Below are 19,784 nucleotides of genomic sequence, written 5' to 3' on the forward strand. Positions count from 1 at the left end.
CCCTGCCCATCACAGCCCCTCCAGTTCCGCCATCAGGTCACTGAGCCGGTCGACCTTGTCATCATCCAGCGCACTGCCCTGCAGCCCCTGTACATACTCGGCCAACGCCTCCACCGTGCTGCACTCGAACATCGCCCGGAGCGGCACGTTCAGCTGTAGCTGCTTCTGCACCCGCGAAGCGATTTGCGTGGCCAGCAATGAATGGCCGCCCAACTCGAAGAAGTTGTCGTGTACACCAACCCGCTCTGCCTTGAGCACATCGGCCCAGATACCCGCCAACAGGTCCTCCAGTTCGTTGCGTGGCGCCAGATAGGCCTGGCTGTGCTGCACGCCGATGTCGATGGCTGGCAGGGCCTTGCGGTCGAGCTTGCCGTTGGCGTTGTGCGGCAAGCTGTCGAACCAGCCCCAGTGCAAGGGCACCATGTACTCCGGCAACTCGGCACGCAGTCGTTGCTTGACCTGCTCCAGCAACGCGGCATCGGCACTGACGCCCTGGTGCGCCACCAGGTAGCCAACCAGATGCTTGCCGTTCACGCCCTCCTGCACCGCCACAGCGGCATCGCGAATTTCCGCCTGCTCATGCAGCCGGGCCTCGATTTCGCCCAGTTCGATGCGATAGCCGCGAATCTTCACCTGGTGGTCGATGCGCCCGACATATTCCAGCACGCCGTCCGGGCGTTGCCGCGCCAGGTCACCGGTACGGTACAGGCGCTCTCCCAGTGCCCCGTAAGGGTGAGGAATGAACGCCAGCGCCGTGCGCACCGGGTCACCGACGTAGCCACGGCCTACACCCGTACCCGCCACGCACAGCTCGCCCACTGCCCCCAGCGGCACCAGCGCCTGGTCGTCGCCGAACAAGTACAGCCGGTTGTTATCGGTGGGCGTGCCGATTGGCAGGTAGCTGCCTTGGGTCGAGGCGGCATCGACGCGGAAGAACGCCACGTCATCCGAGCACTCCGCCGGGCCATAGGCATTGACCAGGCCGATCTGCGGGTAGCGCTGCAGCCACTGCGCCGCCAGCTCCGGTGGCATGGCCTCGCCGGTCGGCAGCATCCAGCGCAGGCCGTCGAGGGCCTGGTGGTCGCTGGCCAGCATGCCCTGGATCAGGGACGGCACGCTCTCCAGCACGGTGATGCCGGTGGCCTGCACGTGCGCCAGCAGGCCCTGCGGGTCATGGGCGATGGCATTCGGCACGATCTCTACCTTGGCGCCGAACAGCGGCGCAGCCAGGAACTGCCAGACCGAGATGTCGAAGCTTTGCGAGGCGGTCTGGGCAATCACGTCCTGCTCGCTCAGCGCCAGGTAAGGCACCTTGCTCAGCTGGTTGTTGAGCATGCCGCGCTGCTCGACCATCACCCCTTTCGGCAGGCCGGTCGAGCCTGAGGTGTAGATCACGTAGGCGAGGTTGTCCGGGCCACTGTGGACACCCGGGTTGTGGCTTGCGATCGGGTTGGCCTGGACGTCTTCCCAGACCAGCAGTTGCGGCCGCAGCGCAGCCTCCAGCTCACCGAGCAACTGCCGCCCCTGCTCGGCGCAGGCCGCGCTGCACACCAGCACTGGCGTGCGGCTGAGCTGGATGATGCTTTGCAGGCGCGCCGCCGGCAGGCCCGGGTCCAGCGGCAGGTAGCCGGCGCCGGCCTTGAAGCTGCCGACAATCATGCCCAGCAGCGGCAACCCACGCTCGGCAAGCAGTGCCACTGGCTGATCCACGCAGACGCCGGCAGCCACCAGCGCATGGCCCAGGCGGTTGGCCGCCAGGTTCAGCCCGGCGTAATCATAGGATGCCTCCAGGCAGCGGGCCACGGTACGCTGTGGATGCGCCACGACCTGCGCTTCGAACTGCGCGATGTAGCTCTGTTCCAGCGGATAAACCCGCTCGGTCCGGTTGCAGTCCTCCAGCAGGAAGCCTTGCTCCTGGGCGCTCAGCAGCGGTAGCTCGCTCACCTCCCCTTCAAAACCTTGTACCAGCGCCAGCAGCAGGCGCTTGAATTCGGCCAGCAGGCGCTCGACGGTCGGGTAATCGAAGTAACGCTGGTCAAACGACAGGTGCAGGCCCAGGTCATCACCCGGGTAACACACCGCCGTCAGCGGGAAGTTGGTGTGGGTACGGCCCGAGTCGGAGCTGGCGTTCAGGTGCTGGGCGTGATCGAGCACGGCGGTTTCAACCGGCGCATTCTCGAACACGAACAGGCTGTCGAACAGCGGCTGGCCCTTGGGCAGCTCGCTGCACGCCTGGATCGCCACCAGCGGCAGGTATTCGTACTCGCGCAGCTCCATGTTGCTTTGCAGCAGGCCTTGCAGCCACTGGCGCACACTGCAGCGCTCACCCGCCGCGGGCAACTGCACGCGCAGGGCCACGCTGTTGATGAACAGGCCGACGGTGCGCTGCATCTGCGGCATGCTCACCGGGCGCCCGGCCACGGTTACGCCAAAGGCCACGTCGCGGTCGCCGCTGTAGCGCGACAGCACCAGGGCCCAGGCCGCCTGAGCGAAAGTGTTGACGGTGAGCTGATGGGCCTGGGCCAGTTCGCGCAGACGCACGCCATCATTCACCTCAAGGCGGGTATAACAATCGCCGACGACCATGCCGCTACCGGCGTGGTCATGGCGCAGCGGGCGGTCGCTCGGGATGGCTGTGGCACGTTCGAAGCCGGCCAGGTTGGCCTGCCACCAGGCACGTGCGTCGTCCAGGCCCTGGCGTTGCAGCCAACCGATGTAATCGCGGTAACGCGGCGGCACCGGCAGTTGGGCCTGACGGCCTTCGCCAAGGGCCTGGTAGACCTCGAAGAAATCGTTCATCAACAGCGAGCGGCACCAGGCATCGATAAGGATGTGGTGGTTGCTCATCATGAACCAGTAGCGTTCATCGGCCACGCGCACCAGGCGCAGGTGGAACGGTGCCTCGCTGAGCAAAGCAAAGCCGGCCTCGCGCTCCTGCTTGTGCAGGGCCTGCAGGCGCTGCTCCTGGGCATCGTCGGCCAGGCCGCGCCAGTCCTGGTAGTCCACCGCCAGGTTGCCCGGCTTGTGGATGATCTGCAGCATCGCCTCGCCGCTGTTCCAGCTGAACGATGCGCGCAACGCTTCGTGGCGCGCCACCACCGCCTGCCAAGCCCGGGCGAAACGCTCAGGGTCCAAGGCACTGTTGATACGGTAGCGGTCCTGCATGTAGTACAGGCCAGTGCCCGGCTCCAGCAGGGTGTGCAGCAGCATGCCTTCCTGCATCGGCGTCAGCGGGTAAACGTCCTCGATCTGCGCGGCTGGGACCGGCAATGCGTCGATCTGCTCCTGAGTCAGGTGCGCCAGCGGGAAGTCCGATGGGGTGAAGCTGCCATTGCCATCGGCCAGGCAATGCGCGACCAGCGCCAGCAGCTCCTGACGATAGGCCTCGGCCAGACCCGCGATGGTCTGCTGGTCGTAGCGCTCGGCGCTGAAGGTCCAGCGCAATTGCAGAGCACCGCCATACACCTGGCCATCGACGCTCAACCAGTTGGGCAACGGCGCATCGAGGTCATGCGCCAACCCGGCCGGGGCCTCCAGGGGCTGGAACAAGGCCGCACTGTCGAACTGCTGGTCGAACTGGCCCAGGTAGTTGAAGGTGATGCGCGCCTGCGGCAAGGCCGCCATCTGCTCGCGCCCGGCGGCATCCGCCAGGTAGCGCAGTACGCCGTAGCCCAGGCCCTTGTGCGGTACATGGCGCAGTTGTTCCTTGATGCGCTTGATCGAACCGGCCCGCGCCGCGTCGTCTTCACCTGGCAGCGGACGCAGGCTCAGTGGGTAGGCATTGGTGAACCAGCCGACGCTGCGGGTCAGGTCCATGTCTTCGAACAACCCGTCACGGCCATGGCCTTCGAGCTGCACCAGCACTTCTTCATCGCCGCTCCAGCGGCACAAGGCCCGCGCCAGTGCAGTCAACAGCAGGTCGTTGACCTGGGTGTGGTAAGCCGCCGGGGCCAGTTGCAACAGCTGTCGGGTTTGCTCCACGTCCAGGCCGATGGCCAGAGTTTGAGCGTGGCGATGCAAATTGCCGCCCTGCGGATGGTCGCACGGCAATTCGCGACGCACACCGCCCAGCTGGCCTTGCCACCAGGCCAGTTCGTCACGCAGCGAATCGCTGCCGGCGTAGCTGACCAGGCGCGCCGCCCAGTCGCCGACGGCGTGGGTCTTGGCCGGCAGAGGCTGGCCACGGTACAGCGCCTGCAGGTCTTCCAGCAGCACCCGCCAGGACACGCCATCAACCACCAGGTGATGAATCGCCAGCAGCAACCGCTGGGTGCCCTGCCCGTCACGCACCAGCAAGGCGCGCAGCAGCGGCCCCTGTTGCAGGTCCAGGCTGCGCTGCACGTCAGTGTAGAGTGCCTGACAATCATTGAAATCGGCGACAGTGGCGCTCCACAGCAGTTGCTCGGCGCCAGGCTGCGCGTACTGCGCCTGCCAGCGGCCCTGGGCGTCGCTGAAGCGCAGGCGCAGGCTGTCATGGTGCTGCACCAGCGCAGCCAATGCCTGTCCAAGGGTGGCCTCAACCAAGGGTTGGCGCACCTCCAGCAGCACGGCCTGGTTCCAGTGTTGCGGCTGTGGCACGTCACTGTCGAAGAACCAGTGCTGGATCGGCGTCAGCCCGGCCTGGCCCTGGCGCAGGCCTTGCTCGACGGTGCTCGCGGCTTCGCTGAGCTGAACCACAGTTGCCAGGGTCTGGATGGTCTGATGCTGGAACAGGTCGCGTGGGGTGAATTGCAAGCCGGCCTGCCGGGCGCGGCTGACCACCTGAATCGACAGGATCGAGTCGCCCCCCAGCTCGAAGAAGTTGTCCTGCACGCCGACCCGGGCAACGTTGAGCACATCGCGCCAGATCTGCGCCAGCTGTGCTTCCACCTCACTACCAGGGGCCTGGTATTGCTGGCGCGCCTGCTCAAGGTCCGGCAATGGCAGCGCACGGCGGTCGAGCTTGCCGTTGCCCATCAGCGGCAGGCTGTCGAGCAGCACCAAGTGCGCAGGCACCATGTAGTCGGGCAGGTGCTGGCGGGCATCGGCTTTCACCGCTTCGCGCAGCAGTTGTTGCGCGTCGCTACCGGCGGTGGCCTGCCTGCACACCAGATAGCCCACCAGCTGCTTGCCGCCCGGCAAGTCCAGCGCCAGCACGACGGCCTCGTCGACTTCCTCGTGCGCTTGCAGGCGGCTCTCGATTTCGCCCAGTTCGATACGGAAGCCGCGGATCTTCACCTGCTGATCAGCACGGCCGACATACTCCACCAGGCCATCGGTACCCAGACGTACCAGGTCGCCGGTACGGTACAGGCGCCCGCCTTCGGCACTGAACGGGTCGGCGACAAAGCGCTCGGCAGTGAGGCCTGGCCGGTCGTGGTAACCCTGGGCCAGGCCGGCACCGCCGACGTACAGTTCGCCAATACCGCCTTGCGGCAACAAGGCCAGATCCTCGTCGAGGATGTAGGCCGTACGGCTACCGATGACGCGGCCGATCGGTACGCTGCCAAGGTCTGCTGGCAAGGCCTCTGGGGCCAGGCACGCCAGCGGCATGACCACGGTTTCGGTCGGGCCGTAGGCATTGAAGCACTGCTGCGGCGCAAAGGCCTGGCGAATACGCTGCAGGTGCTCGCCGGTCAGCGCCTCGCCCCCGGTAATCACCAGGCGTACCGGCAATTGTTCGCCCCGCCCGCCCAGGTACTGCGCCAGCTGGCTGCCGTAGCTGGGGGTAAAGCCCAGAATGCTCACCTGCTGCTCGCGCACCAACTGGCAGATGTCCTCGGCGCCCCACTGCCCCTGGGCGCGCAATACCACGCGCGCACCACACAACAGCGGCACCCACAGGCGCTCGCTGGCAGCGTCGAAGTTGATGGAATAGAAGTGCAGCTCGCAGTCATCGCTGCGCATGCCGAATGCAGCGATCACCGCCTGGCAGTGCATGGCGAACTCGCCATGGCTGACCACCACGCCCTTGGGTTTGCCGGTAGAGCCTGAGGTGTAGATCAGGTAAGCCTGGTGCTGCGGCAGGCTGAGGTTGTCCAGCGGCGCATCGCTGTACGCCGCCAGGCTGGCGGCATCGTCTTCCAGGCTCCAGCTGGCCACGCCTTCAGGCAACTCGCCCAGGGTGTGCAGTAGCGCACGCTGGCTGAGCAGCAAGCCGATGCGGCTGTCTTCGATCATGTAGCGCAGGCGGTCGAGCGGGTACTCGGGGTCGAGCGGTACATAGGCGCCGCCGGCCTTGAGGATGGCCAGCAGGCCGACGACCATTTCCAGCGAGCGCTCCAGCGCCAGGCCCACCCGCACCTGCGGGCCGACACCTCGTTCGCGCAGGGCACGCGCCAGGCGGTTGGCCTGCTGGTCGAGCTCGGCGTAGGTCAAGTGCTGGCCGGCGAAGGTCAACGCGCCCGCCTGTGGCGTGCGCGCGGCCTGGGCGGCGAACAGACCGTGGAGGGTCTGGCCAAGGTCGAAATCGTGTTCGCCCTGCAATTGGCCTGTAAGCACTTGTTGCTCGGCACTGCTCAGCATCGGCAGTTCGCACAGGCGGTGGTGCGGGTTGTCGAGCAAACCGTCCAGCAGTTGTTGCCAGTGCTCGGCCATGCGCGCGATGCGCGGCGCGTCGAACAGGTCGCGGCTGTAGGTCAGGCAGCAGCCCAGCCGGCCGTCCAGGTCGGTCACCTCCAGGTACAGGTCGAACTTGGTGGCGCTGGCATCGTTGACCAGGTAGTCCACCTGCATGCCGGCCAGCGTGCGGCTTTGCTGGAAGGCCCAGCGCTGCACGTTGCACATCACCTGGAACAACGGGTTGTAGGCACTGCTGCGCGGTGGCTGCAGGGCCTCTACCAGTTGGTCGAACGGCAGGTCCTGGTGCGACTGGCCTTCGATGGCAACCTGACGCAGCTGCTCCAGCAGTTCACTGGCGGTCATCTGCCCGTCCAGCTCGCAACGCAGCACCTGGGTGTTGAGGAAAGCGCCGATCAGGCCTTCGCTTTCCGGGCGGATGCGGTTGGCCACCGGCGCGCCGATACGCAGGTCGCGCTGGCCACTGTAACGGTGCAGCAAGGCGGCCAGGGTGGCGGTCATGGTCATGAACAGGGTCAGGCCGCGCTGGCTGTTGAAAGCATGCACGCGGGCCACCAGTGCCGGATCGAGTTCGAAGCGGTACAGCGCGCCAAGGTGGCTCTGGACTGCCGGACGCGGGCGGTCGGCAGGCAACGCCAGCACCGGGTGCTCGTCGCCCAGGCGGTGCTTCCAGTAGGCCCGTTGACGAGCGCCCTCGCCGCTTTCCAGCCATTGCCGTTGCCACACGCTGTAGTCCAGGTACTGCACCGGCAGCGGCGCCAGTGGCGACTCGCGGTCATCGACAAAGGCTTCGTACAGCTCGCCCAGCTCGCGGGCGAAGATGTCCATGGCCCAGCCTTCGGTGACGATGTGGTGCAGCGTCAGCACGAAGAAGTGCTCGCGCTCGTTGGCCTTGACCAGGCAGGCGCGCAGCAGCGGACCCCGCTCCAGGTCGAAGGGCTGGTGCGCCTGGTCGTCGGCCAGTTGTTGCAAACGTTGCTGGCGGGCATCGTCTGACAAAGCGCTGAAGTCTTGCCAGTCCAGATGCAGGCCGCTGTCTTCGGCCACGCACTGGTACGGCACGCCGTCGATGCTGGGGAACGTGGTGCGCAAGGTTTCGTGGCGCACGACCAGCGCCTGCAGCGCACGCTCGAAGGCGTCCACGTGCAGGGTGCCGCGCAGGCGTGCCATGCCGCCGACGTTGTACGCCGGGCTGTCCGGCTCCATCTGCCAGAGGAACCACATTCGCTGCTGCGAGTACGACAGCGGCACCGCCTGACGGCGGTCGACACGGGTGATTGCACCCTGCAGATTGCGCTCGCCGGCCGCGCGCAGGCGGGCGATTTCGGCACAGAAGGCGCCCAGCTCGCTGGCTTCGAACAGGGCCTTGAGCGGCAGCTCGACATCGCAGGCCTGGCGGGTGCGCGAAACGATCTGGGTAGCCAGCAGCGAGTGGCCACCGAGGGCGAAGAAGTCGTCCTGCAGGCCAATGCGCGGCAGATTCAATACGTCGCGCCAGATGGCCGCGACCTGTTGTTGCAGCTCGGTTCGTGGCTCGACATGCTCACGCTGCTGCCACACTGGAGCAGGCAGTGCCTTGCGGTCGACCTTGCCGCTGGGGCCCAGTGGCATCTGTGCCAAAGGGATGAGTTGCGCCGGCACCATGTAGGCTGGCAATTGCTCAGCCAGCACGGCCAGCACCTCGGCAGGCTGAGCGCTGCCACTGTAATAGCCGACCAGTTGCGCGCCAACGGCGTCCTTGTGTATCAGCACCAGCGCCTGTTCCACACCCGCCTGTGCCAGCAGGCAGGCCTGCACTTCCTCGGGCTCGACGCGGAAACCACGCACCTTTACCTGCTGGTCGAGGCGGCCAAGGTATTCCAGTGCCTCCAGCTGAACCTGCCAGCGGGCGCGATCGCCACTGCGGTACAGACGCTGACCGTTGCCGTCGGCCTGGGGTACGAAGCGCTCGGCAGTGAGGCCGGGGCGGCCCAAGTAACCACGGGCCAGGCCCGCGCCACCGAGGTACAGCTCGCCCGGCACACCGGGGGCGCTCAGTTCCAGCTCATCGTCCAGCACGCGGCACAGCACATTGCCCAGCGGGCGGCCGATGGGCGAGCGCTCGCCGTCCGCCACCTGGCAGTGCCAGTGGGTGACGTTGATGGCGGTTTCGGTCGGGCCGTACCGGTTGTGCAGCTGCACCTGCGGCAGCACCTGCAGCAAGCGGTCACGCAGCGCGGCGGACAACGCTTCGCCACCCGAGAACACCCGGCGCAAGCTACTGCAGGCACCTGCCTGCGGCTCCTGGACGAACACCTGCAACAGCGGCGGTACAAAGTGCAGCGTAGTCACCCCATAAGCCTGCACCAGGGCAGCGATACGCTGTGGGTCGCGGTGTTCACCAGGGCCGGCGAGCACCAGCTTGCAGCCGGTGACCAAAGGCCAGAAGCATTCCCACACCGAGACGTCGAAACTGATCGGTGCCTTCTGCATCAGCACGTCGCTGTCATTCAGCGCATAGGTCGTCTGCATCCACTGCAGGCGCTCGGCCAACGCCGCATGGGTATTGCCTACGCCCTTGGGCTGCCCGGTGGAGCCGGAGGTATAGATAACGTAGGCGAGGTTGTCGCCGTGCAGGTGCAGGCCGGGGGCATGGCTGGGCCAGCTGTCCAGGTGCAACTGGTCGAGGGCAATGGCGCTGACACCGTCGACCTGCGGCAGCTTGCCCAGCAGGCTGCTGTGGCTCAGTAACAACCGGGCGTCGCAGTCGGCCAGCATGTAGGCCAAGCGTTCGGCAGGGTAATCGACATCCAGCGGCACGTAGGCACCGCCAGCCTTGAGAATGGCTAGCAGGCCGACCAGCAATTGCGGTGAGCGCTCGATAGCAATGGCCACACAGGTATCGGGGCCGACGCCTTTGTCACGCAGGTAGTGGGCCAGGCGGTTGGCTTGCTGGTGCAGCCCGGCGTAATCCAGGCTGCCCCCGTCCCAAACCAGGGCGGTGCGCTGCGGCGTCAGGCGTGCCTGCTCATTGAGTTGTTCGACCAACAGGTGCTGCGCTGCGGCGGCCGGTGCCTGGCCCCAACCCAGCAGTTGCGCACGGCCGGGCTCATCCAGCAGTTGCACGTCGCCCAGCGCCTGCTGCGGCGCGGCACACACCTGTTCCAGCAACGCCAGCAGGTGATGGGCCAGACGTTCGACGGTGCTGGCTTCGAACAGCTCCGCGGCATAGTCGAAGGCCAGGCTCAGGCGGCCCAGATGGTCCTCCTCACTGTGCAACTGCAAGTCGAACTTGGCTTCGCGGCTGTGCCACGCCAGCTCTTCGGCCAACAGCCCTGGCAGGCGCCGCAGGGCTGACAGGTCGCGTTGCTGGTGGTTGAACATGACCTGGAACAGGCCCTGCTCGCGCGCATCGGGCAGGGCTTCGACAAGCTGTTCGAAGGGCAGGTCCTGATTAGCCTGGGCTTGCAAGGTGGCCTGACGTACCTGGGTCAGCAACTGGGTAAACGAGTGACGGCCATCGAATCGCGCGCGCAGCACCTGCGTATTGATGAAGAAACCGACCATGCCTTGGGTTTCCAGGCGCGGGCGGTTGGCGTTGGGCACGCCGACGCGGATATCGGCCTGGCCGCTGTAGCGCTGCAGCAGCGCCTGCCAACCGGCCAGCAGGACCATGAACAGGCTGGCCTGCTGCTGGTGGGCAAGGCCCTTGAGCGCTTCGCCAAGCTTGGCTGGCACCTTGAGGCTGAAGCGCGCGGCGCTGTGTTCGCGCTGGCTGGCGCGCGGGTGGTCAGTGCACAGGTCGAGCGCCGGCAGCTCACCACCAAGGTGTGCCTTCCAGTACTGCAACTGGCGCTCGGCTTCACCGTCAGCCAGCCATTGCCGCTGCCAGCTGCCGTAGTCGGCGTAACCCAGGGGCAGCGGCGCCAGGTTGGCCTCCAGGCCTTGGCAGCGAGCGGCATACAGCTTGGCGAATTCTTCGAGCAGGATGTTCAGCGACCAGCCGTCAGCAACGATGTGGTGCAGGGTCACCCACAGCTGATGCTCTTCGTCGCCCAGGCGCACCAGGGTTACCCGCAGCAGCGGGCCCTGGGTGAGGTCGAACGGCTGGCGGGCCTCGGTTTCACGCTGCGCGGCAACCTGCTCGGGCGAGTGCCCTTCAAGGTCCAGGCGGTGCAGGCTGAACGGCTGTTGAGGCAGGATACGCTGCAGCGCCTGGCCATTCTCTTCGCTGAACACGGTACGCAGCGATTCATGGCGCGCCACCAGTGCCTGGAAGGCCACGTGCAGAGCGTTGACATCCAGCTCGCCACGCAGGTGCAAGCCGGCGGGAATGTTGTAGGCCGCTGATTGCGGTTCCAGCTGCCACAGCAGCCACAAGCGGTTTTGCGCCAGCGACTGGGGCAATGCCTGGGCGCGCGCCAGCGTGGTGATGGCTGCGGTGCCAGCGGCGCCATCGGCGATGATCTGTGCCACGGCCTTGCTGTAGTCGGCCAGTACCGGCGCCTCGAACAGGGTACGCAGGCTCAGGTCGATACCCAGCTCATCGGCCAGGCGCGCTGTGGCCTGGGTGGCGGCGATGGAGTTACCGCCCAGCAGCAGGAAGTGGTCGTCCGCGGCCACCGCCTCTACCTTGAGGATGTCGCGCCACACAGCGGCGATGCGTGCTTGCAGCTCGTCGCCAGCGGTTGCACGGGTACCGGCTGCGCTCACCTCAGGGAAACGGGCATAGCAGTCCAGGCTGCCATCGTCCATGCGCAGCCGGCAGGCAGAGCGCTGCAACTTGCCGCTGGAGGTCTTCGGCAGCGCGCCGGGGTTCAGCAGCAGGACCACGGCCGGGGCCTGTCGGCAGGCGTCGGCGACGACCTGGCGCAGGGTCTTGATCAGGTCCTGGGGCTTGAGTGCCTTTTGCACGTTGCGGCTGATCTCCACCGCGACACCGATGCCCTCCTCGCCTTGGTGCTCGACGGCGAACACTGCCACACGGCCTTTGCGCAGCACCTGGACTTCACGCTCGAGGGCTTTTTCCAAGTCCTGCGGGTACAGGTTCTGTCCGCGCACGATCAGCATGTCTTTCAGGCGCCCGGTAACGAACACCTCGCCCTCACGCATGAAACCCAGGTCGCCGGTACGCAGCCAGGTCTGGCCGTCCATTTCGACAAAGGTTCGAGCGCTGGCTTCTGGGTTGCGCCAGTAGCCCCGGGCGATGCTCGGGCCGCCTGCCCAGATTTCCCCCACCTGGTTGTCGCCCAGCACTTGCAGCTGTTGCGGCTCGACGATGCGTACCGCGTGCCCCGGCTGCGGGAAGCCGCAACTCATCAGCACGCTGCCAGTGCCGGGTTCGGCGCGGTTGGCGGCGAAGGCTTTGGCATCCAGCTCAAGCGCGGCGATACCCTGGCCACGACGGCTGCCGCTAACGAACAGGGTGGCTTCGGCCAGGCCATAACTGGCAAAGAAGCTCTGCGGGTCGAAGCCGCAGGCCTGGAACTTGTCGGCAAAGGTGGCCAGGCTGTCCTGGCGGATCGGCTCGGAGCCGGAATAGGCGACGCGCCAGCGGCTCAGGTCGAGCCCGGCCAGCGAAGCCTCGCTGACCCGCTCGCTGCACAGGCGATAAGCGAAGTCGGGGCCACCGCTGATGGTGCCACCGTATTCGCTGATGGCCTGCAACCAGCGCAACGGCCGGGCCAGGAAGTACCCCGGCGACATCAGCACGCAAGGCACGCCACTGAAGATTGGCTGCAGCAGGCCGCCGATCAGGCCCATGTCATGGTACAGCGGTAGCCAGCTGACGATCACATCGTCGGGGTTGAGGTCGATGCCAAAGCCTTGGCGGATCAGTTGCTCGTTGGCCACCAGGTTGCCATGGCTGACCTGCACCCCCTTGGGCAGCGCGGTGGAGCCGGAGGTGTACTGCAGGAAGGCGATGTCATCGCGTTGGAGCTCGGGCGCGTGCCAGCTCGAGGCCAGCAACGGGTCCAGGCCATCCACGGCAAGCAGCTCGGGCGCGTTATCTGCCGCCAGTGCCTCCAGGCCGTTCAGGTTGTCGTGCAGTGCCGCCACGGTCAGCAGCAGGCGCGGCTCGGCATCGGCGATGATCGACAGCAAACGCGCCTGGTGATGCTGCCGCGCGGACTCCGGCGGGTAAGCCGGCACTGCGATCACGCCCGCATACAGGCAGCCAAAAAACGCCGCCACGTAGTCTGGCCCGCTAGGGAACAGCAACACGGCACGGTCACCGAAGCTGGCGCGCGCCTGCAAGGCAGCGGCGATGGTGCGTGCACGCTGGTCGAGGTCCCGGTAGCTGAGCACGGCCTGCTCGCCGGGGGTGTCGGCGAGAAAGCGCAGGGCAATCCTGTCCGGGGTCTGCGCGGCGCGTTGCGCCAGGGCCTGGACCAGCGAGAGCGGGAGTTCGAAGGCGTCCGTCATGGGGTGTTCCTGCCAGTGTCTGTTAGGGCGTGCCGGCTACGCCGCGAACATGGGCGGGCAGCGAGCGGCGACCGGGGATGTACACAGGGGAACGGATGGATGGGGGCAGAAATTAGCGGGGGTGAGGGTTTTGCGCTGCGTCAAGGTTGGGGGCATACCTTGAGGTATGCCCCCTTAGAACAGAAACACCCAATAATAATTTAGTTTCGCATTTGACAATCATTATCATTCTGAATAGCTTGTCGCACGTCGTAGGAAGCGACCCACCCTTGGGCGCCTCCTTTCCCCTCTGTGACAAGGTGATTTCCATGGCGGAACAACTATCCACAAGTAAGTGCGATTCACCATTACTGCAGGCCTTCGTCGACAACCGCAGCATCCTGGTCAAGATTGCTGCCCGCATCACTGGCTGCCGCTCCCGCGCCGAGGATGTGGTGCAAGACGCCTTCTTCCGGCTCGGCGCTGCCCCACAGATCACTTCGTCGTTCAAGGCGCAGCTAAGCTACCTGTTCCAGATCGTGCGCAACCTTGCGATCGACCACTACCGCAAGCAGACGATGGAGCTGAAGTACTCCGGCAGCGAGGAGGAAGGCCTGAATGTGGTTATCCAGAACGCCTCGCCCGAAGCCACCCATATCAACCTTGCCGCGCTGGACGACATTGCCGAAGCGCTGAACGAGCTGCCGCAACGTACCCGCTATGCGTTCGAGATGTACCGCCTGCATGGGGTACCGCAAAAGGACATTGCCAAGGAACTGGGGGTGTCGCCGACTTTGGTCAACTTCATGATCCGCGATGCACTGGTGCATTGCCGCAAGACCGCCAACCGGCAGGTCTGAGTCATTCTTCGAGAACATTGGCGAGGCCGTCGGGCGGGAATCAAGGCCTGCGCGTGCTGACTGTGATGCGGTAGGGCTCGAAAATCCGCGCCAGTTCACCGCTGTCACGCAGGCCACGCAGCAGTGCAGCGAACGTCTGCTCGCCGATAGGCGCCCCCGGGCGCAGCAAGGCGTAGTGGTGATAGACCTGGTCAATGCGTTGCGAAGGCACCAGCTGCGCCTTGCTCGCCGGGTTGCGTGCCAGGAAATCGCTGAGGTAGGAACGCGTGACCAGGGCGATATCGGCGCGGCCGGCCTGCACCATCAGCAGGTTGCTGTCGTGGGAATAGGTCAGGGTCGCGTTGTATGCCTTGCGCAGGTAATCGGGGTCAGCGTTGAAGCTGGCGAACGCGTAGTGGTAGCCGTTGAACAAGGCCAGGCGTTTGCCGCGCAGGTTGTCGAAGTAACGCGGATCACTGCCGTTTTCCTTGCGGGCGACGAACACTTCGGCATCTTCCAGGCCCATGTCCACGGTCTGATGGGCAATCTGCTCCCAGCCCCATTGTGGGTTCTCGAAAATGGCCATGTCGGTGCGGCCCTGCTGGAAGTCACCGAAGCGCCGCTGGATAGACGTAGGTACCAGAACGAAGTGATAGTGCTGCTGCGCCCGGTTGAGTGCATCGACCAACTGCGGCAGCAAACCGGTATCGGCACCTTGCTCAGGGCGCACTGTGTAAGGCGGGAAATGGGCTGCGCCAATCTTCACTTCAACCGTTTCGCCAGCCCATACCGGTGCCGCCAACCAGAACACGGCCAGCAGCATCAGGGTGGACAAGGCCTTGAGGCCGGGCGCTGGAGTCAAGACGGACACTCATCACGGTTTATGCCTGTATGCGCCTAAGCTAGGCGTTTTCCAGGGGCAGCACAACTACTGGCGTCTGCTCTTTGTGCCAAAGCAGGCGGCAAAATGCCATAGGATGCCGTATGCCCGTACATTGGCTACGCTCTAGCAGGATCTGCATGGGAGCCTGGTATGGGCCATTGGTTGGTGATCGACCTGGAAGCCACCACCGACGATGGTGGGTGGCCGGTCACAGAGATGGAAATCATTGAAATCGGCGCAAGCCTGGTGACCCGCGAAGGCCGCGAGGTCGACCATTTCCAGCGTTTTGTAAAGCCACGGCGGCGGCCGCAGCTGACCCCGTTCTGCCGTGAGCTGACCCACATCAGCCAGGCCGACGTGGACAACGCCGCGCCGTTTCGCGAGGTGTGGGCAAGCTTCGAGCGCTGGCTGGGGCACCACCGCGGGCAGCTTCAGGCCTGGGTCAGCTGGGGCGACTACGACCGCCAGCAATTGCACCAGGAGTGGCAGCAGCACGGCCTCGACAGCCTGCTGCGCACATTGCCGCATATCAACCTCAAGCAACGCTTTGCCAAGGCCCGCCACCTGCAGCGCCCCACCGGTCTGAACGGCGCCCTGCAACTGGCCGGCATGCACTTTTGCGGGCAACAGCACAGGGCCCTGGAAGATGCGCGCAACACGGCGCGGCTATTACCGTTGACCCTGCCCGCCCACAGCCCCTGAAAGCAGATGACGAGGCCTGTGGCCTTGGGCATACTGGCCAGCCCTTTTTTCAGCACCTCTTTTCAGGAGTCGCCCATGTTCCAGGTCAACGAGTACTTCAACGGCACCGTCAAGTCGATCGCATTCTCGGGCGAAGAAGGCCCGGCCACTGTCGGCGTCATGGCTCCGGGCGAGTACGAATTCGGCACTGCCAAGCGTGAGATCATGCATGTGGTATCGGGCGCGCTGACCGTGAAACTGCCAGGTAGCGACAACTGGGAAACCTTCAACGCCGGTGACAAGTTCAACGTGCCGGCTGATAGCAAGTTCCAGCTGCAGGTGAAGGTGGATACCGCTTACCTGTGCGAATACCGCGACTAAGCGCCGGCCTGTTCCGGCCTCTTCGCGGGTAAACCCGCTCCTACAGGGTGCTGAGCCGACCTTCGATGGTGTGCGGTCCTTGTAGGTGCGGGTTTACCCGCGAAGAATCCAGCACTAATCCTTCAGGAAATCAGCAACACGTTCAGCCGCCGCCTGCAAATGCTGCTCATGGCTGAACCCCGAAGCCTTCAACGGCTTCAGGTCATGGTCCCCCGCCACTAGCCAGCTCACCTCGATCGCCGGCGACAACGCATACCCCGCCACCGCCTCGCGGTTACCCAGCGCATCCCGCTCGCCCTGCACGATCAACGTCGGTGTTTTCAACTCGGCCAGGTGCTCTACCCGTGGCTTCTCGGGTTTACCCACCGCGTAGAACGGATAGCCCAGGCACACCAGCGCATCCGCGCCCAATTCGTCGGCCAGCAGGCTCGCCATGCGCCCGCCCATGGACTTGCCACCCACGGCCAGCTTGCCCGCGACCAAAGGTCGCACTTGCCGGTACACCTCGCGCCAGCATTCAAGCAACACCTTCTTCGGGTTCGGCGGCCGCTTGCCACCGGTAACCCTGCGCTCGGCCATGTACGGGAACTCGAAGCGCACTACCGCTACCCCAAGCGCCGCAAGCCTTTGCGCCATTTCGTCCATGAACCCGCTGTCCATCGGCGCGCCCGCGCCATGGGCCAGAATCAGGCACCCCTTGTAGCCCTCTTTACCTTCAAACCGCGGAGGATCGCAGCGCAAGCCTGGGACATTTGCGACCTTCGCCCATTGATCCCCGTCAATACCGGCACTTTGCCCATTAATCATGCTTGCCTCGCTGTAAAGCCTGCCAAATAACCGTGGATGGGAACCCATACATGAACACAACCAGCAGTACCGCCTATAACTACAAGGTGGTCCGCCAATTCGCCATCATGACGGTGGTGTGGGGAATCGTCGGGATGGGGCTCGGCGTCTTCATCGCCGCCCAGCTCGCCTGGCCGTCCCTCAACTTCGACCTCCCCTGGACCAGCTTCGGCCGCCTGCGCCCCCTGCATACCAATGCGGTGATCTTCGCGTTCGGCGGCTGCGCACTGTTCGCCACCTCCTATTATTCGGTGCAACGCACCTGCCAGACCACCCTGTTCGCACCGGGCCTGGCCGCGTTCACGTTCTGGGGCTGGCAACTGGTTATCCTGCTGGCGGCCATCAGCCTGCCGCTGGGCTACACCAGCTCCAAGGAATACGCCGAACTGGAATGGCCGATCGACATTCTGATCACCATCGTCTGGGTGGGCTACGCCATCGTGTTCTTTGGCACGCTGATGAAGCGCAACACCAAACACATCTACGTCGGCAACTGGTTCTTCGGCGCCTTCATCCTGACCGTGGCGCTGCTGCACATCGTCAACAACCTGGAGCTGCCGGTCAGCCTGACCAAATCCTATTCGGTCTACGCAGGCGCCACCGATGCCATGGTGCAGTGGTGGTACGGCCATAACGCGGTGGGCTTCTTCCTGACCGCAGGCTTCCTGGGGATGATGTACTACTACGTGCCCAAGCAGGCCGAACGGCCGGTGTATTCGTATCGCTTGTCGATCGTGCACTTCTGGGCGCTGATCACCCTGTACATCTGGGCCGGCCCGCACCACCTGCACTACACCGCCCTGCCCGATTGGGCGCAGTCGCTGGGCATGGTGATGTCGCTGATCCTGCTGGCGCCAAGCTGGGGCGGCATGATCAACGGCATGATGACCCTGTCGGGCGCCTGGCACAAACTGCGCAGCGACCCGATCCTGCGCTTCCTGGTGGTGTCGCTGGCGTTCTACGGCATGTCCACCTTCGAAGGGCCAATGATGGCCATCAAGACGGTCAACGCCCTGTCTCACTACACCGACTGGACCATCGGCCACGTCCACGCCGGCGCCCTCGGCTGGGTAGCGATGATCTCGATCGGCGCGCTGTACCACACCATTCCCAAAGTGTTCGGCAAAGAACGCATGTACAGCCTCGGCCTGATCAATGCGCACTTCTGGCTGGCCACCATTGGTACCGTACTGTACATCGCCTCGATGTGGGTCAACGGCATCGCCCAGGGCCTGATGTGGCGCGCGGTCAACAGCGACGGCACGCTCACCTACTCGTTCGTGGAAACCTTGGTGGCCAGCCACCCAGGCTTCGTCGTGCGCTTCGTCGGCGGCGCGATCTTCCTCAGCGGCATGTTCCTGATGGCCTGGAACACCTGGCGCACCGTGCGTTCGCCAGCGCTTGACGTCGCCCCTGCGAACGCCCAGTTGGCTTGAGGAGAAACGCCTGATGAAACATGAAGTCATCGAGAAAAACGTCGGCCTGATGGCCCTGCTGATGGTATTTGCCGTCAGCATCGGCGGCCTGACCCAGATCGTCCCGCTGTTCTTCCAGGACGTCACCAACAAACCGGTCGAAGGCATGAAGCCCTATACCGCGCTGCAACTGGAAGGCCGCGATGTCTACATCCGCGAAGGTTGCGTGGGCTGCCACTCGCAGATGATCCGCCCGTTCCGTGCCGAAACCGAGCGGTACGGCCACTACTCGGTGGCCGGTGAAAGCGTGTGGGACCACCCGTTCCTGTGGGGCTCCAAGCGCACCGGGCCGGACTTGGCCCGGGTCGGTGGCCGCTACTCGGACGACTGGCACCGTGCGCACCTGTACAACCCGCGCAACGTGGTACCGGAGTCGAAGATGCCGTCCTACCCGTGGCTGGTTGCCCAGCAGGTCGACAACAGCCACACCGACGTCAAGATGCGCACCCTGCGCACCCTGGGCGTGCCGTACACCGACGACGACATTGCCGGCGCCCGTGAAGCGGTCAAAGGCAAGACCGAGATGGACGCACTGGTCGCCTACCTGCAGGTGCTCGGCACCGCGATCAAGAACAAGAGGTGAGTGCGATGGAACTGGACATCGGCATGATCCGCGGTGTGGGCACCCTGGTGGTGATGATTGCCTTTATCGGCCTCACCCTGTGGGTCTTCAACCGCCGCCGCGACCGTGATTTCGCCGAAGCGCGCCTGCTGCCCTTCGTCGACGACCGCCTGCCCCCTGCCGGGCAGGAGCCTGCTGCAAAAAGGAGTAACGGGCAATGACCACCTTCTGGAGTACGTACATCAGCGTACTGACCATCGGTAGCCTGATTGGCCTGACCTGGCTACTGCTCGCCACGCGCAAGGGCCAGAGCAACAACACCACCGACGAGACCATGGGCCACAGCTTCGACGGCATTGAGGAGTACGACAACCCGCTGCCCAAGTGGTGGTTCTGGCTGTTCGTGGGCACCTTGGCGTTCTCGGTCGGCTACCTGATCCTCTACCCGGGCCTGGGCAACTGGAAAGGCATCCTGCCGGGCTATGAAAATGGCTGGACTGGCGCCAACGAATGGCAGAAGGAAATGGACAAGGCCGATGCCAGGTTCGGTCCGATCTTCGCCAAATACGCCGCCATGCCCGTAGAAGAAGTGGCGAAGGACCCGCAGGCGCTGAAAATGGGCAGCCGCCTGTTCGCCTCCAACTGCTCGGTGTGCCACGGTTCCGACGCCAAGGGCGCCTTCGGCTTCCCCAACCTCACCGACAATGACTGGCGCTGGGGCGGCGATCCGGAAACCATCAAGACCACCATCATGAGCGGTCGCCATGGCGTGATGCCGGCCTGGGCCGAAGTGATCGGTGACCAGGGCGTGGCCGACGTGGCTGCGTTCGTGGTCAGCAAACTCGATGGCCGCACACTGCCTGAGGGGGCGAAGGCCAATGTGGAGAACGGGCAGAAGATCTTCGCAGCCAACTGCGTGGCCTGCCACGGGCCGGAAGGTAAAGGTACGCCTGCCATGGGCGCACCGAACCTGACCCACCCGCAGGCGTTCATCTATGGCTCGAGCTTTGCCCAGCTGCAGCAGACCATTCGTTATGGTCGCCAGGGGCAAATGCCGGCGCAGGCCGAGATCCAAGGGAATGACAAGGTGCACCTGCTGGCGGCTTACGTGTATAGCCTGTCGCAGGGTGGTTCGGCTGAGGCTGTGACGGCCAAGTGAGTTTGCCGAAAGGGAT

Annotated in this window: 10 protein-coding genes; 7 read left to right on the top strand and 3 right to left on the bottom strand. The window is 64.9% G+C overall.

Annotation, left to right across the window (positions count from 1 at the left end; genetic code table 11):
* Nucleotides 1-9 precede the first annotated feature (9 nt).
* A complete protein-coding gene (locus tag AA098_RS19410; protein WP_064614927.1) occupies nt 10-12,963 on the bottom strand; it encodes a non-ribosomal peptide synthetase in 12,954 nt (4,317 codons plus the stop codon).
* Between the two features lie 308 nt (nt 12,964-13,271).
* On the opposite strand from AA098_RS19410, the gene AA098_RS19415 reads away from it, so the two are divergent.
* Nucleotides 13,272-13,802: an RNA polymerase factor sigma-70 gene (locus AA098_RS19415; RefSeq protein WP_003254275.1), complete on the top strand. Its 531-nt coding sequence runs from the start codon at nt 13,272-13,274 to the stop codon at nt 13,800-13,802.
* Nucleotides 13,803-13,842: 40 nt separating this feature from the next.
* Here AA098_RS19415 and AA098_RS19420 read toward each other — a convergent pair whose 3' ends face one another.
* Nucleotides 13,843-14,643, bottom strand: coding sequence for an ABC transporter substrate-binding protein (locus AA098_RS19420; protein ID WP_064614928.1), 801 nt, complete (start codon nt 14,641-14,643; stop codon nt 13,843-13,845).
* A gap of 171 nt (nt 14,644-14,814) precedes the next feature.
* Between AA098_RS19420 and AA098_RS19425 the strand changes: the two genes are divergently transcribed.
* Both AA098_RS19425 and AA098_RS19430 read left to right on the top strand, forming a co-directional pair.
* Nucleotides 14,815-15,366, top strand: a complete 552-nt coding sequence (locus AA098_RS19425) for an exonuclease domain-containing protein (protein WP_003254277.1) — start codon at nt 14,815-14,817, stop codon at nt 15,364-15,366.
* Between the two features lie 75 nt (nt 15,367-15,441).
* Entirely contained in the window at nt 15,442-15,726 is a 285-nt protein-coding gene (locus AA098_RS19430; RefSeq protein WP_003254278.1) for a pyrimidine/purine nucleoside phosphorylase, read from the top strand.
* 114 nt (nt 15,727-15,840) lie between these two features.
* Here the strand turns inward: AA098_RS19430 and AA098_RS19435 are convergent, their stop codons facing one another.
* Nucleotides 15,841-16,533, bottom strand: coding sequence for an alpha/beta family hydrolase (locus tag AA098_RS19435; RefSeq protein ID WP_064614929.1), 693 nt, complete (start codon nt 16,531-16,533; stop codon nt 15,841-15,843).
* Nucleotides 16,534-16,583: 50 nt separating this feature from the next.
* On the opposite strand from AA098_RS19435, the gene ccoN reads away from it, so the two are divergent.
* Genes ccoN through ccoP form a run of 4 tightly spaced genes read left to right on the top strand, consistent with a single transcriptional unit; the run spans nt 16,584 to nt 19,768 of the window.
* Nucleotides 16,584-18,008: a cytochrome-c oxidase, cbb3-type subunit I gene (ccoN, locus tag AA098_RS19440; protein WP_003254280.1), complete on the top strand. Its 1,425-nt coding sequence runs from the start codon at nt 16,584-16,586 to the stop codon at nt 18,006-18,008.
* 13 nt (nt 18,009-18,021) lie between these two features.
* Nucleotides 18,022-18,630 (top strand): cytochrome-c oxidase, cbb3-type subunit II, encoded by a 609-nt coding sequence (ccoO, locus tag AA098_RS19445; RefSeq protein ID WP_003254281.1) that lies wholly within the window; start codon nt 18,022-18,024, stop codon nt 18,628-18,630.
* Nucleotides 18,631-18,635: 5 nt separating this feature from the next.
* The gene (locus AA098_RS19450; RefSeq protein ID WP_054889247.1) at nt 18,636-18,830 is read left to right on the top strand and encodes a cbb3-type cytochrome c oxidase subunit 3; all 195 of its coding nucleotides are present in this window, start codon (nt 18,636-18,638) and stop codon (nt 18,828-18,830) included.
* Complete coding sequence (ccoP, locus tag AA098_RS19455) at nt 18,827-19,768, top strand: cytochrome-c oxidase, cbb3-type subunit III (protein ID WP_064614930.1); 942 nt, start codon at nt 18,827-18,829, stop codon at nt 19,766-19,768. The genes AA098_RS19450 and ccoP overlap by 4 nt, the downstream gene beginning before the upstream one ends.
* Nucleotides 19,769-19,784 lie beyond the last annotated feature (16 nt).

It is taken from the genome of Pseudomonas sp. JY-Q, assembly GCF_001655295.1.
Taxonomy (GTDB): domain Bacteria; phylum Pseudomonadota; class Gammaproteobacteria; order Pseudomonadales; family Pseudomonadaceae; genus Aquipseudomonas; species Aquipseudomonas alloputida.

Coding starts and splice junctions, on each gene's coding strand:
- AA098_RS19450 (WP_054889247.1), top strand. CDS start 18,636: ATGGAACTGGACATCGGCATGATCCGCGGTGTGGGCACCCTGGTGGTG.
- AA098_RS19410 (WP_064614927.1), bottom strand. CDS start 12,963: ATGACGGACGCCTTCGAACTCCCGCTCTCGCTGGTCCAGGCCCTGGCG.
- AA098_RS19435 (WP_064614929.1), bottom strand. CDS start 16,533: ATGATTAATGGGCAAAGTGCCGGTATTGACGGGGATCAATGGGCGAAG.
- ccoO (WP_003254281.1), top strand. CDS start 18,022: ATGAAACATGAAGTCATCGAGAAAAACGTCGGCCTGATGGCCCTGCTG.
- ccoN (WP_003254280.1), top strand. CDS start 16,584: ATGAACACAACCAGCAGTACCGCCTATAACTACAAGGTGGTCCGCCAA.
- ccoP (WP_064614930.1), top strand. CDS start 18,827: ATGACCACCTTCTGGAGTACGTACATCAGCGTACTGACCATCGGTAGC.
- AA098_RS19415 (WP_003254275.1), top strand. CDS start 13,272: ATGGCGGAACAACTATCCACAAGTAAGTGCGATTCACCATTACTGCAG.
- AA098_RS19430 (WP_003254278.1), top strand. CDS start 15,442: ATGTTCCAGGTCAACGAGTACTTCAACGGCACCGTCAAGTCGATCGCA.
- AA098_RS19425 (WP_003254277.1), top strand. CDS start 14,815: ATGGGCCATTGGTTGGTGATCGACCTGGAAGCCACCACCGACGATGGT.